Annotated in this window: 7 protein-coding genes; all 7 read left to right on the top strand. The window is 59.8% G+C overall.

The annotated features are described in order from the left end of the window. The first annotated feature begins 684 nt into the window (after positions 1-684). The 7 genes from MLD24_RS12880 (at position 685) to MLD24_RS12850 (ending at position 15,293) form a co-directional block, all read left to right on the top strand. The gene (locus MLD24_RS12880; RefSeq protein ID WP_248166948.1) at positions 685-1,206 is read left to right on the top strand and encodes a helix-turn-helix transcriptional regulator; all 522 of its coding nucleotides are present in this window, start codon (positions 685-687) and stop codon (positions 1,204-1,206) included. A 278-nt stretch (positions 1,207-1,484) separates the two neighbouring features. Further along, positions 1,485-5,843 (top strand): DUF4347 domain-containing protein, encoded by a 4,359-nt coding sequence (locus MLD24_RS12875; RefSeq protein ID WP_248166947.1) that lies wholly within the window; start codon positions 1,485-1,487, stop codon positions 5,841-5,843. A 110-nt stretch (positions 5,844-5,953) separates the two neighbouring features. Beyond that, positions 5,954-6,655, top strand: a complete 702-nt coding sequence (locus MLD24_RS12870) for a phage tail protein (protein WP_248166945.1) — start codon at positions 5,954-5,956, stop codon at positions 6,653-6,655. Between the two features lie 42 nt (positions 6,656-6,697). Beyond that, positions 6,698-8,785, top strand: a complete 2,088-nt coding sequence (locus MLD24_RS12865) for a DUF4347 domain-containing protein (RefSeq protein WP_248166944.1) — start codon at positions 6,698-6,700, stop codon at positions 8,783-8,785. A 175-nt stretch (positions 8,786-8,960) separates the two neighbouring features. Then, entirely contained in the window at positions 8,961-13,565 is a 4,605-nt protein-coding gene (locus MLD24_RS12860) for a DUF4347 domain-containing protein (RefSeq protein WP_248166941.1), read from the top strand. Between the two features lie 68 nt (positions 13,566-13,633). Then, the gene (locus MLD24_RS12855; protein WP_248166940.1) at positions 13,634-14,305 is read left to right on the top strand and encodes an outer membrane beta-barrel protein; all 672 of its coding nucleotides are present in this window, start codon (positions 13,634-13,636) and stop codon (positions 14,303-14,305) included. Positions 14,306-14,522: 217 nt separating this feature from the next. Further along, the gene (locus tag MLD24_RS12850) at positions 14,523-15,293 is read left to right on the top strand and encodes a metalloregulator ArsR/SmtB family transcription factor (protein WP_227172879.1); all 771 of its coding nucleotides are present in this window, start codon (positions 14,523-14,525) and stop codon (positions 15,291-15,293) included. Positions 15,294-15,298: the final 5 nt, after the last annotated feature.

Genomic DNA, 15,298 nt, shown 5'->3' with positions numbered 1-15,298 from the left:
TTCGACGACGACGGCCAGGTCAATGGCGTGATCCTCGACCCGGGCGCCCCTGGCTTCCGGCCACTGGCACCGGAGCCTGAGCCCGAACCGGAACCGGCTGAACCGCCAGGGCCGTTCGATGGCCTGACAGTAAGTGACTACTTCGACTGGTTCGATATGGGGTAAACTGAGCTTTCAATCTCAGAGCATAGGGCACCCAAACGGGTGCCGACGTCAGTGGCTGGAGTCGGGATGAAGCAACACAGTTCAAGGACGGCACCTCAGGAATGGCAATGGGATCTTGGCGGAACCAGGTTCCCACTGCCACACCACTCAGGCACCGGTTGCATGCAAATCGCCCACCTACCGGAGGGCGGGAAGGTGTATTGTTCCGAATACCGGGTGATCAACGCCTGCAGAATCAGCACGCAGACGGATCCTCACGAGTTACCACAGCTGCTCTGTAGCCAAGTCTTGCTGTCTGGCCAGCTGGAACTGGAAACCTCGGATGGACGCCGATTCCTCAACACCCCCAACCGGGCATTGCTGATGCGGCTTCATCAGACGGGCTCCCGTTTCCATTTACCGGGTAATCAGGTCATTCGTCACGTAGGTGTTGCCCTGCCTCTGCATCACGCCAGCCTCGCTACACCAGCATTGGGCCCTCTTCTATCCGCGTATCGGAACTGCCGGAACAGCGCCTTGGTGCATGGGGTAGCCTGGCAGAAACGCACCCGCAGCCTTGCCACCGAGCTGTTTCAACTGGCCGCTGCAGCAGAGCAACCCGTGCTACCGCTACGCCGGGATGGTCTGGCCCGCTGCTTCCTGGCCAGCCTGCTGGAAGACTATGCCAACCAGCAGTTGAGGCATGAGACACCGGATGAAGCCGCCAGCGTATGGGAGCAGCAAACCCTCGCCCAGATCTGCGACTACATCTCCCTGCAACTGGCCACGCCGCTGCGAAGCGACGACCTCGCGTTGCACTTCGGGCTCTCTCGCCACCGTCTCAATGAACTGTTCCGGAACCTGGTCGGCCAGTCAGCCAGCGACTATATCCGTGAACAGCGCCTCACCACCGCCCGCGAGCAGATCGAAACCCAGGGCCTCCCCGTCAAAGTCGCCGCCCACAACGTCGGCTACCGCCACGTCAGCAACTTCACCAACGCCTACCGCCAGTACTTTGGGGTCACGCCCGGGCAAAGCCAGTCGAGTGCGATTCAGCAATAGCCTATAGCGACCACCGACCCGATACGGCCGACAAAAATGATAAGGATTGCCAAAAATCATAAATCAAACCGATTGCACCCCTGACCTAATCGGCTGAATATGAGCGATATTTTGGCTTGGTGAAATCATCTGTTGCTCCCAATGCTCAGATTGCCCTCCAGCCAACGTCAAACCAGACACCACCGCGCGCTTCTCCGAACAACAACCAAAAGGGGAAAGGAGGCCTGCAGGCGGTAACCATCTATTTTCTTTGTGCGGCAGCTGTCCCAGAGGTATCCATGGCGATCTCCAATAGCAATCAACGATCAACCGATCACCGTCAGCTCATCATTATCGACAGCGCAGTGGCAGATCAAACAACCTTACTGTCCAATCAAGCGCCCGGGACAGACTACCTGGTCATGGAACAGGGAGATTCACTGGCGTTTCTGGCGCAACAGTTAAACGCCTACCAGGACCTGAACGCGATCCATCTGATTTCTCACGGCGGTGAGGGCAGTCTTTATCTTGGAAATGAGCAGCTTACGTCCGCCACACTGGACCAGCATGCGACGTTTCTGCATTCGATTCGGGACGCATTGGCAGACGATGGTGATCTGCTGCTCTATGGCTGTGACGTGGCCTCCGGTGATCGCGGTCTGACGTTTTTACGGGACCTATCCCAACGAACCCGGGCAGACATTGCCGCCTCCGACGACACGACAGGGAACGGTGGTGATTGGTTGCTGGAGCAGCATACCGGACGCATCGACACCGGCGTAGCAATCAGCGATGGCGCTCAACAGGCCTATCAGTTCAGCCTCGCCACGTTCGATATGACGGCGCCATCGGGCCCGACCAAGCAGTACAACCAAACGGTGGACACCGTCACGATGACGGTGTCCAGCCCAGGTGATCTTATTTCATCCGGTATCGGTGACGGTGCGGGCTCAACCGGGCAAACGCTGATCACCCAGGGCAGTGGCGGCAACCTCACGGTCACTTTTGACGCTCCCATCAGCATCTCCAGCCTGGCTGTCGGTAACTTCAACACCAACAACCAGCGGGTGGTCATAACGCCCAATTCCGGCAGCGCCGTTACCTCGAATACCCTGGCAAACCAGACCGGCGAAACGGTCACGGTCAATTTCACCAATATTACGTCGTTTACCGTTGCCTTTGAGAGCGGGGCGGCCTATCAGGGCATTCTCGATACCATCGTCTTCACTGCCTCCGCCAATCCGGCACCAGATATCTCCGGCACATCGTCCAATCAGGCGGTGAACGACAACAGCACAGTCACACCGTTCTCCGGTGTCACCATCAGCGACAACGACAATGTCTCGGTGACAGTCACCCTGGATGACCATAACAAGGGCGTATTCACAACCGGCTCCCTCTCAGCGTCAGGCTTCAGTGACAACGGAGGAGGTACCTACTCGCTGGCCAGCACCTCGGCCGTCAATGCCCAGGCCGCCATTCGCCAGCTTGTCTTCGACCCGACAGATAACCGCCAGGCACCAGGGGCAACGGAAACCACCACCTTCACTCTTGCCGTTAACGACGGTTTCAGGGATACGGTTGATACCACCGCGTCCGTGGTGTCGACCTCGGTCAACGACAGCCCCAGTGACATCAGCCTCAGCAACTCAGCCATAGCCCACAGTGATGGCCAAAGCAACGTGACCGTCGGTACGCTATCCAGCATTGACCCGGATACCGGAGAAAGCTTCAGCTACAGCCTGGTCAGTGGCAGCGGAGATACCGACAACAGCCGTTTTTTCATCGATGGCAACGTATTGAAAGCCAAAGACCCTACCGCGATGGCCGACGGCAACTACTCGGTCCGTATCCAGACCGACGATGGCGAGGCCCAGTTCAGCGAGGCTCATACTATTCAGGTCACTGACGATACCCCGGCCGAGGTCACTGCCATTTCCCTGGCTAGCAGTCCTGACCTCAACGCCGACACCGTCACATTCAACGTGTCGTTCAGCGAGGTAGTGAACAACCTTTCTGCAGACGACTTCGTCCTAACTACCGTTACCGGTAACGCCACCGGCACAATCAGCTCGGCTTCAACATCCTCAGGCAACTCCATTAATGTGACTGTCAACTCGATTGCTGGCGATGGCAGCTTTCGCCTCGATTTGAAGAGTAACTCTGACATCACTGACAGCCGTGGCAACGGAAACGGCAACAATGGCTACACCCCTGATTACCAGGCTGGGGATCTGCATACCGCCGACCGGGTGGCTCCAGATGTTGTCGGTGTAACCAGCACTTCACCCGATGGTGGTTACGGAGTTGGCGACACCATCACACTCACCGTTAATTTCAGTGAGGCGGTGGCCGTTACCGGTGCGCCCGAGTTGTTGCTGGAAACCGGCACCACCGATCGGACTGCCACCTACAGCAGTGGTTCTGGCACCGATACCCTCTCTTTCACCTACATGGTACAGGCTGGTGATCGCAGTGCTGATCTGGACTATGTATCAACAACCGCTCTCAATCTGGCCGGCGGCACCATCAAAGACCTCGCCGGCAACGACGCCTCTCTCACCTTACCAACCCCGGGCAGTACGGGCTCACTGGGCGCCAACGCTGAGCTGGTGGTGGATACCGCCGGACCAGAGATTCTGACGGTGGCCATTGCGGACGTGGCGATGAAAGTCGGCGATGTGGTCGAGGCAACCATCACGGTTACCGATGATCAGGGCGATCACTACAGCGGTCTGAGCGGCACAATCGGTGGCTTTAACCTGTCAAACCTGAACCGAGTCGATAACACCACCTACACCGCCCAGTTCACCGTGGTGGAATCTGGTACCGATGTGGCGGCGACGGACGATCTCCCGGTCTCCCTGACCCTCGCCGATACCCTGGGTAATCGTTCCGCCACCTTTGACACACCGATCAGCCAGGCCAATGATGCTCTGGATGCCAACTCACCAGCCGCTTCGGCCCCACAACTGGAGGCCACTTCCGATTCCGGTGTCAGCAACACAGACAATGTGACCAACCTGGCCACAGCAACGGTTGGTGCGAGCGGTGCGGAAACCGGCGCAACGGTGTCCGTGCGTGTAGCCGGACTTGAAGTTGGCACCACCGTCGTGGATGGCACAGGTCACTGGCAGTACCAGTTTGGTGCGGGCGACCTCACAGAAGGCGACAACACCATTAACACCGTGTTGCTGGATGCGGCGGGTAATACCAGCACGGTGTCAGCAGACCTCACCATCACCCTGGACACCATCGCGCCCACCGCCGCCGACGATACCGGCGCCACGGTCAGCGAGGATGCCGGCATGGTCGCGTTGACTGGTGTCAGCAGTGGCCACGACAACCTCCTGGGCAATGATACCGACGCTGTGGCGATCACCGCCGTCAACGGAATGACAACAAACCTGGCCAGCGCCACGGCAGGCAACAACGGCGGACTGTTCACCATTCTGGCCGATGGCAGCGCCAGCTTTGACACCAGCAACGAATTTGATCACCTGGCCTCCGGCGAAACCCGCACGACCGAAGTCACCGTGACAACCCTGGATACCGCAGGCAATACCAGCGATGCCACCTTGCTGGTGACGGTGGAAGGCATAAATGACGGCCCCAGCCTGGCTACCAATACTGGCGTCAGCGTCCAGGCCAGACGTAGCATCACCTTCACCGATGCACAACTCAACGAGGGCGATCCGGACGACGATGGCACCGAGGTCATCTACACCCTCAATACCCTGCCAAGCTCAGGCAATCTACGCCTGGAAAATACCACCCTGGCCGCAGGTGACCAGTTCAGCCAACAGGATATCAACGACGGCAAAGTCAGTTTCCTGGCGGGCAATCGACGCGGCAATGTCGAACTGGATTTGACCATCAGCGACGGCGGCGAAGACGGCACCACGGGCAGCGTGGAGACCGTTTCCATCACCGTCACCTCACCGCCCCCACCACCTGCGCCCGATCCCACCCCCGACCCAGGACCCGTGCCGGAGCCACAACCCGATCCGGACACCGATGGCGATGGCATTCCCCAGGACGAAGAGGCCGGCGCGCCCTCCCTCAATGGTGACGGCGTGGGGGATGGCAATGGCGATGGCATCGCCGATACCGAGCAGGGCAACGTTGCCTCGTTGATCTTTCTGGAATCGGACCGCGCCGAGTCCGATCCCGACGGGGTACCGGAAATCTACCTCACCCTGGCCGCCGTCAGCGCAGAAAGCGCCCTCAAGGACCTGGTGCAACTGAATACCCCGGAAGACCGGCCCGACGACCTGGAGATGCCCCTGGGGCTGCTGAGCTTCGGTGCCGAGCTGGAACAAGGCAGTGACAGCGCCACGTTTGAGCTGTACCTCAACAGTGATCTCAACATCAACGGCTACTGGAAGCAGGACAGCAACGGTGACTGGGTCAACCTCGCCAGCGAGGCCTACGGTGGCAGTGTCAGTCAGGTCAACGACCGCCTGCTGCTCACCTTCACCATTGAGGATGGCGGCCAGTTCGATGACGACGGCCAGGTCAACGGCGTGATCACCGACCCCGGGGCACCGGGCTTCCGTGCTCCGGAACCGGAACCTGAGCCCGAACCGCCGACGCCGCCAGGAGCCTTCGATGGCCTGCCGGTGGACACGTTCTTCGATTGGTTTGAGATGGGTTAAAGCCCCATCAAACAATGGACCAAGAACAACGACTGTCGAATCAAATCCAAAAAAGTGCCTGTGCTTCTATGCCCAGACACCATCAATAAACGTGCGAATGGAGCATTCCAATGAACAACTCTACTTCCCGCAGGCTCGCCCTGGGCCTGGGGCTTACCGCCGCCCTGCTCGGTTCCAACAACGCCTTGGCAAACTGTGGCAGCGAACCGATGCTGGGTGCCATCTGCATGGTGGGGTTCAACTTCTGCCCCCGAGGCTTTCATGAGGCAGACGGTTCACTGCTAGCCATCTCATCGAATACCGCGCTGTTCTCCCTGCTAGGCACTACCTACGGCGGCGATGGCCGCACCACCTTTGCTCTGCCGGACCTGCGTGGCCGTACACCCGTTGGATTGGGGCAGGGCCCAGGACTAAACGGGACGATTACCCAAGGTCAGAAGCTGGGACAGGAGTCTGTCACTCTGGGCCAGGACAACATGCCCATTCACGCCCACGGCGCCACCTTTGTCGGCGACGACCAGTCGGCGCCCGTCAACATTCCCGTGTCTGACCGCTCCGCAAGCAACAGCACGGTACCAACGGCCAGCCGCAACCACCTCGCGGTGTCCACCGGCGGCCCGGGGGCTGCGGCCATCTGGTCCGACACGTCGAGCCAGATTGCCAGTGTCGGTGGGGCGACCACCAACATCACGCCTGGCGGCCAGGTAACGGTCAATAATGCTGGCGGCAGCGTGCCCTTCAACAATCGCCCGCCTCAACTGGGCGTTCGCTACTGCATTGCGCTGCAGGGCATTTTCCCATCCCGAAACTGATGTCACCCGGGGTCAACAGCCCCAGGCTACGGAGAGCAAAAAATGTTGTACCGTCACGTAACGGTGATCGATCCTGTGTTGCCCGATGCGCAGACACTGGTCGACGCCGCCCATCAGTTGGGACACACCACCCTCATTCTGACCCAGGATGAGGCCAGCCTGCCGTCACTGGTCCAGCGGCTGGAAAACCTTGGCCGGATTGATGCGTTGCACGTCCTCTGCCACGGTGAGCCGGGGCAGGTCCGGCTGGGCAACACCCTGATTTCGCCAGCAAATATTGATGCCCTTGCGCCTTCGCTACAGCGGTTGGGCGCCTGCGTTGAAGAGGCGATCCTGCTGTACAGCTGCCACACCGCTTCAGGCCCGCAGGGTCAAGAGCTTTTGGCTCGCCTGGGTAACCTTCTGGGCACGACCGTATCCGCCTCCAGCACGGCCATTGGTCACAGCACACTGGGCGGAAACTGGATTCTGGACCAGTCCACGGGGCCGCACAGCGCACAGGCTTTATCAATTCCCGACTACGCTGGGGTGCTGGCAACCACCCTTACGTTCAGCGCCGATGAGAGTGGCTGGGATGCTCAGGCCATGGCCGTCGATGGCGAGGGAGGCAGTACCGACTTCCCAGGCATGGAACTACAGATATTCAACATCAGCGATGCCGCGGGCACCAAACTGGACCATATCAACTGGTATGGCGCCGATACGTTCTACGCTGACGATGGCTTCCACGGTGTCACCATTGACTGGGACAACCATAGTGGCGAATGGGCAGGCATGGCCATCCAGAGCGCGGATGGCGCCGAATTCCAGCTGCAATCTTTCGATTTCTACGACTGGGGCAGCTACCCGCGACAGGGCGAGAACGTCACGGTCATTGGCTATCGGGATAACGTGCAGGTCGGCTCACAGACCTTTACCTCTAATGGCGATGACAACCGCAAGAGTGTTGCCATCACACCGTCGACGGGCTTCGAGGCGGTCGATGAGGTGCGTATTGTGTTCGAAGACGGCGCGGGCTACATCGCTCTCAACAACATCACCGTCGACGTAGCAATCCCACCCAATACGGCACCGACCGCCAGCGACGATAACCTCAGCATCCGCTACAACAGCAGCCACACCTTCGCCCTCGCCGACTTCGGCTTCAGCGATGTGGATGGCGACACCCTGCACCACGTCACCATCAACACCGTGCCCACCAGCGGCAGTCTGACTCTGGATGGCAACCCGGTGAACAATGGCGATACCATCTCCGCCACGGATCTCTCCGGTGGCAAGCTGGTGTACAGCCCCGCCAGCGGCGCCTCCGGCAACGGCTACGCCAGCCTGGTGTTCACCGTCAACGACGGCACCGTGGATGCCGCCGGTAGCAATACCCTGACTCTGGACGTGGGTACCCCGCCGCCGCCACCGCCGCCCCCAACACCCGATCCGGAACCGGAACCCGACCCTGATCCAGAGCCGGAGCCACAACCCGATCCGGACAGCGACGGCGATGGCGTTCCTCAGGACGAAGAGGCCGGCGTGCCTTCCCTCAATGGCGATGGCGTGGGGGATGGCAATGGCGATGGCATCGCCGATACCGAGCAAGGCAACGTTGCCTCACTGATTTTCCTGGAATCGGACCGTGCCGAATCCGATCCCGACGGGGTACCGGAGATCTACCTCACCCTGGCCGCCGTCAGCGCCGAAAGCGCCCTCAAGGACCTGGTGCAACTGAATGCCCCGGAAGACCGGCCAGACGACCTGGAGATGCCCCTGGGGCTGCTGAGCTTCGGTGCCGAGCTGGAACAAGGCAGTGACAGCGCCACATTTGAGCTGTACCTCAACGGCGATCTCAACATTAACGGCTACTGGAAGCAGGACAGCGACGGTGACTGGGTCAACCTCGCCAGCGAGGCCTATGGCGGCAGTGTCAGTCAGGTCAACGACCGCCTGCTGCTCACCTTCACCATTGAGGATGGCGGCCAGTTCGATGACGACGGCCAAGTCAACGGCGTGATCACCGATCCGGGGGCACCGGGCTTTCGTGCGCCAGTACCGGAGCCTGAGCCCGAACCGCCGACGCCGCCCGGAGCCTTCGATGGCCTGCCGGTAAACGACTACTTCGACTGGTTCGATATGGGATAGATTCGATATTCGCCAGACATTTGCAACAACTCCGAGGTCAAAACGTTTATTTGGCTATCTAATCAGGACTTTCTAGTCTGTAATCAATCATTACAGGGAAGAGCCTACCTTGAGCATGGAAACACGCTCTCCTCTATCCCGCCCCAAAAGCCGCCACAGCCCAATCGAGGAAGCCATGGCCAATAATCAAGGTACCACCAACCAGCTGTTTGTCATTGACAGCGCCACGCCAGACATCGAAGCCCTGATAGCGGGCCTCCCACCAGGCGCGGAGTACTTGATTCTCGCGGCCGGCGAGGGCTTGGAGGAATTGGCAGGCCAACTTGTCGATTATCGGCAGTTGGAGGCGATTCACCTGCTGTCTCACGGCAAAGAAGGCGCCTTGGTTCTGGGGAAGGAGACTCTGACTTCAGAGTCCCTACCCCAGTATCAAAAGGCCATGGCCGCGATTGGCGACCGTTTGACCGAGAACGGAGACATCCTGCTTTACGGGTGTGAAGTCGCCGCGGGTGACGTTGGCAAATCTTTTATTGAAGAGCTGGCCCGCTGGACCAAAGCCGACATTGCCGCCTCAGAAAACCTGACCGGCTCAGATCAGTTGAATGGCGACTGGGTTCTCGAAGCTTCCGTTGGGCAGGTTGAAGCTCCTACGTTCTCGATGAGTGACGACTACAATTACCGGCTGACGCTTGATCGTGCAACAGTCGAGCAAGTGGAGTTGGCCACAAGCACCGTTGTCGTCGACTCAGATGACGATTTAACCGGTGCGTCTGCCACCTACGATGTCGAGTTCAACCTCAGTCCCAGCGTAGAAAACCTATATGCCGATATTGATGCAGGGCAGATTACTATCGCCGGCAGGAATGGCACGTCCATTAGCATCGACGAGATCAATTTCAATTTTTCTGGAGGCAGTTTAGATCAAATCACCGCTGTGACCTTAAACTCAGCGGAATCCACAGCAGACAGTTTGGAAGGGACTGTTACCGCGAGCTTCACGTCGAATTCAATAACCCTGGAAGGATTGAATGGGGCGGTTTTCTCGAACACCACCACGGTGCAATCCATTGTCTTCGACATCACCACCACAACGACATCGAGTGCGCCAACCATTGCCAACGCCACCTACAATGCCAGCACCGGCGCACTGGTCGTTACCGGCACAGACTTTACCGCCACAGCCGGCGCCGCAAATGATGTCGATGCCTCCAGGTTCACCCTCACCGGTGAAGGTGGTGAGACCTATACTCTGACGGATACTGCCGATGTTGAGATCGACTCAGCAACCCAGTTCACCCTGTCACTATCGGCAACCGATAAGGCTGCCATCAACCAGATTCTGAACAAGGACGGCACCAACGCCACCGACGGCACGGCATTCGACCTCGACGGCGCAGCGGGTTTTATTGCTGACAGCGCAGCCACCGCCGATACCGACGCCAACGGCGTGACGGTCTCCAACGTCGCAGCCCCCACAATCTCATCTGCGACCTACGACTACAGCACCAACACGCTGGTGGTCACTGGCACCGGTTTCCTGAAGGCGTCCGGGGCAGCCAACGACATTGACGTCAGCAAACTGACGTTTACCGGTGAAGGCGGGGCAACCTATACCCTGACATCCTCCAGTGATGTCGAGATTACAGACGGAACGTCGTTCTCAGTCACTCTTTCGGGCGCTGACATCAGCGCTGTTGAAAGCCTGCTGAACAAGGACGGCACCACATCTGCCAGCAGCGGCACAACCTACAACCTCGCCGCAGCGGAAGACTGGGCCGCAGGGGCGGATGCTGCCGTGACCGTGGCCGACACCACCGGCAATGGCGTTACCGTTTCCAACTACACCCCGCCCACACTGACCAGCGCCACCTTTGACTGGAGCAACGGCCAGCTGGTGCTGACCGGAACCAACTTTGTGTCAGCAACCGGCCCCAACAATGACATTGACGTTTCCACGTTGGAAATCTTTGGTGAAGACGGTGTTAGCTACGCCCTGACCAGCACGGATGTGGACATCACCTCAGCCACTCAGGCGACGGTGGCACTGAATACCACTGACCTGCTTCACGTGCGAGGTCTGCTGAACAAAAACGGCACCACATCAGACGACAACACCACCTACAACCTGGCGGCGCAGGATAACTGGATGACCGGTGCCCCCGCCAGCAATGACATTGCCGACGCCACCGGCAACGCAATCACTGTCTCCAATGTCAGTCTGCCCACCATCACCGCTGCGACCTACGATTCTGACAGTGGCGTTCTTACCGTGACCGGGACCAACTTTGTCCATCGAACCGGCGCAGCAAATGATGTCGACATCTCCACCATCACCCTGACAGGCGAAGGCGGCGCCTACACACTCACCAGTGCCAGCGACGTGGAGATCAGTTCGGACACCAGCTTCACCCTGACACTGAGTGGTGCTGATAAAACCAACGTGGACACACTGCTGGACCAGGCCGGCAGTACCTCTAGCGGAGGCACAACCTATAACATTGCGCTGGCTGACAACTGGCTGACCGGTGCCGCCAGCTCGCCAGACATTGCCGACACAACCGGCAATGGGGTCACGGTGCAGGTTGCTCCCAGCATTGCGACCGCCAGCTACAACGCCACTGCTGGCACCCTGGTGGTCACCGGAGCCAATATTCAGGCCAACGGCGGCGGCGCGGACATTGATGCCTCAGCCTTTACCCTCAGCGGTGAGGGTGGTGCGACCCACACCCTGACAGACACCGCCGATGTCGAACGCACATCCATCTCCGGCTTCACTTTGAACCTGAGTACCGCTGATCAGGCGGCCGTGGCCCAGATCCTCAACAAAGACGGCACCACCTCCACTGGCGGTAGTACCTTTAACCTCAGCGCAGCGGACGACTGGAACACCAATGTCCTCTCCGGAGACACGTCGGACCTCAGCAACCCCGTCACGGTCTCTGACGTCCCGGTGCCAACACTCGTCAGTGCGACTTACGATGCCAGCACCGGCACCCTGGCCGTCACCGGTACGCATCTGTCAAAGCGAGAGGGCAGTGCTGATATAGATGCCTCGATGCTGACCCTGACGGGCGAAGGCGGTATCACCCACACTTTGAGCGATACCTCGGATGTGGAAATTACCTCAGACACCAGTTTCACCCTGACCCTGAGTGCGGCAGACCGCGAAGCCCTGGGGCTGATTCTGAACAGCGCCGGCACCGCAGCCACTGGTGGCACCACCTACAATCTGGCGGCCGCCGAAGACTGGGCCCTGGGAGCCGACGCAGCGGTAACCATCGCGGACCTGACCGGCAATGGCATCACCGTCAGCAATGTGCAGACACCCACCATTACGTCAGCCACCTACCATGGCCCCACAGGAGTACTGACGGTAACCGGCACCAACTTTGTTCAGCTGAGTGGCGCCAATAACGACATCAATGTCAGTCAGCTATCGATTGTTGGTGAAGGAGGCCAAAGCCGCGTACTAACCAGTGGCTCGGTCGACATCACCTCCGCCACCTCATTCAGCGTGACCCTTAACACAGCTGACCGCACGGCCCTGGCGACACTGATCAACAAAGACGGCACCGCAGCCACCGACAATACCAGCTACAACCTGGTTGCCAATGAAGACTGGGCAGCAGGTGCTGCGGCGGCCGTCACGGTTGCGGACCTGAGCGGCAATGGCATCACCGCGACCCTCAACACCGCTCCTACCGCCAGCGATACCGTCGAGTCAGTGCCATACAACGGAGGCTACACCTTTACCGCCGCGGATTTCGGTTTCAGTGATGCCGATGGTGACACCCTCAGCCACATCACTGTAAAGACCCTGCCGACCGCCGGCAGCCTGATGCTCAACGGTACGGCGATTACTGTTGCAGACACCGACATATCCCTGGCCCAGCTCAATGCTGGCGAACTGGTGTTCAGGCCCGCCTCTGGAGGCAGTGGCACCGGTTACGCCAGCTTCGACTTTACGGTGAACGATGGCAGCGAGGATTCGGTCAACAGCCACGCCGTAACCCTGAACGTGGGCAACCCACCGCCACCTCCGCCACCCACACCCACACCAACACCCACACCTGATCCGGAACCAGAGCCCGACCCCGAGCCTGATCCTGATCCGGAGCCAGATCCCGAACCGGACACCGATGGCGATGGCATTCCCCAGGACGAGGAAGCCGACGTGCCCTCCCTCAATGGCGATGGCGTGGGGGATGGCAATGGTGATGGCATCGCCGACTCTGAGCAAGGCAACGTTGCCTCGCTGATCTTTCTGGAATCGGACCGCGCCGAATCCAATCCCGACGGGGTACCGGAGATCTACCTCACCCTGGCCGCCGTCAGCGCCGAAAGCGCCCTCAAGGACCTGGTGCAACTGAATGCCCCGGAAGACCGGCCAGACGACCTGGAGATGCCCCTGGGGCTGCTGAGCTTCGGTGCCGAGCTGGAACAAGGCAGTGACAGCGCCACGTTTGAGCTGTACCTCAATGGCGATCTCAACATCAACGGCTACTGGAAGCAGGACAGCAACGGTGACTGGGCCAACCTCGCCAGCGAGGCCTACGGTGGCAGTGTCAGTCAGGTCAACGACCGCCTGCTGCTCACCTTCACCATTGAGGATGGCGGCCAGTTCGATGACGACGGGCAGGTCAACGGCGTGATCACCGATCCGGGAGCACCGGGCTTTCGTGCGCCAGTACCGGAGCCTGAGCCCGAACCGCCGACGCCACCAGGAGCCTTCGATGGCCTGCCGATGGACACCTACTTCGACTGGTTTAACCTTGGATAACAGCTATGTTTAGAAACATCGGCCCGGACACAGGCCAGGAAACAACTAATGAAAACAGGACGAACCCCATGAAACTTTCCATTCTCGCGATGTCCACCTTGCTGCTGGCGGGCACGGCCCAGGCTGGCCCTTACCTGGTGCTGGAAGCTGGCCAGGCTCGGGGTGATTTCGATCTGAACGACTTCAAGGCCTTCAACCAGTCCGTCATTGATGCCGGCGGCACCGCTAGCCTGGACGACGATGACACCGACACGGCCCTGAGCCTTGGCGGCGGCTACCGCCTGAACAACCACTTTGCGGTAGAGCTGGCCTACATGGACCTGGGCGAATACAGCGCCCGCTCCGACACCCAGGATACCGTCGACGGTTTTGACCGCGAGCGCACCATCGAGGAGCGACTGGAACTCAGTGGTCTGGCCCTGCAGGCCATTGGCCGCTGGCCTATCAACAACCTGGCCCTGGAAGGCAGCGCCGGGCTGATCCGTCTGGACCAGGACGGCAGCGCCCGTGCCGAGGGCCAGACGTTCGACAACTCCGGCACGGTGGTGGATTCCCAGTCCACCCGTAGCAGCGCAGACGACAGCGAGACGGTCCCCATGTTCGGCGTGGGCGTGAGTTACCAGTTCACCGACCAGCTACAGGCGCAGGTGCGCTACCGCCGGATGATGAACATCGACTCCGACCTGCAGGACGAGTACGACCTGGACCTGTTTACCGCCGGGATCGGCTTTTACTTCTGATCACCCTCAACCCTGCCGGTGCCCGCCGGCAGGGGCATAACCCGCCCCGTCTTCGAGCACTCTCCCGCTCCACTTCCGCTCTCCCCGCGCCAGCAATTCTGTCGCTGACACCCTATCGCCCCGGCCTCACCGGCGTTATCGACTCAGGGTTCCTTTTTTCCGCATGAGGATATAATATAATCGGCATATTAATTTTCTGGAATATTTGGATTAAGACATGAGCAAAAAGCGACGGGTACTCTTTGTCTGCACCGCCAACAGCGCACGCTCGCAGATGGCAGAGGCCCTGCTGAGATCCATCGCCGGTGATCAGTTCATCGTCGCCAGCGCTGGCACCGCACCGACCACCCCTCACCCCCTGGCGCTGCAGTGCCTGTCGGACGCTGGCATCGACAGCACCGAGCTGCGGGCCAAATCGATCAGTGAGGTCAGCCAGGAGCACTGGGATTACGTCATCACCCTGTGTGACAAGGCCTCACGAGAGTGCCAGCCGATGGCGTCGATGGGACAGATGATTGCCTGGGACTTCCCGGACCCGGTACCCGGTAACCGGCCCTCGGGGTTTGCGCTGGTGATGAAAGAACTGCGGGAACGAATCAGCCTGTTTGTGCTGGTCCACCAGAAAGACAGTCACCGCCCTATTCATTACCCGCCTGCCGGCGTGTTCAAGGCTCTGGGGGATGACAACCGGCTGGCGGCGCTGTTGTTGATCCAGCTTTATGAAGAGCTGTGTGTCTGCGAACTGACTGCAGCCATGGAACTGTCCCAGCCGCGAATCAGCCGATTTCTCGCCCAGTTGCGGGAACAGGCGCTGGTGGAGGATGAACGGCGGGGGCAGTGGATTTACTACCGCCTGCATCCAGCACTGCCGGACTGGCTATTGACCACCCTGCACGCCGCCGCTGCAGAAAACACCAGCGTCCTGGCGCCCATGACCCAGCGCCTCGACGCCATGCCCAATCGCCCCGCCCGTACGGCCTGCCAGTAGGAGCA

It is taken from the genome of Marinobacter xestospongiae (assembly GCF_023156385.1).
Classification (GTDB): domain Bacteria; phylum Pseudomonadota; class Gammaproteobacteria; order Pseudomonadales; family Oleiphilaceae; genus Marinobacter; species Marinobacter xestospongiae.
This window is presented reverse-complemented; position numbering and strand designations above follow the sequence as displayed.

Bases quoted from the DNA above. Each gene is read 5' to 3' on its own strand.
- MLD24_RS12865 (WP_248166944.1), top strand. From the start codon at position 6,698: ATGTTGTACCGTCACGTAACGGTGATCGATCCTGTGTTGCCCGATGCG.
- MLD24_RS12850 (WP_227172879.1), top strand. From the start codon at position 14,523: ATGAGCAAAAAGCGACGGGTACTCTTTGTCTGCACCGCCAACAGCGCA.
- MLD24_RS12875 (WP_248166947.1), top strand. From the start codon at position 1,485: ATGGCGATCTCCAATAGCAATCAACGATCAACCGATCACCGTCAGCTC.
- MLD24_RS12860 (WP_248166941.1), top strand. From the start codon at position 8,961: ATGGCCAATAATCAAGGTACCACCAACCAGCTGTTTGTCATTGACAGC.
- MLD24_RS12870 (WP_248166945.1), top strand. From the start codon at position 5,954: ATGAACAACTCTACTTCCCGCAGGCTCGCCCTGGGCCTGGGGCTTACC.
- MLD24_RS12855 (WP_248166940.1), top strand. From the start codon at position 13,634: ATGAAACTTTCCATTCTCGCGATGTCCACCTTGCTGCTGGCGGGCACG.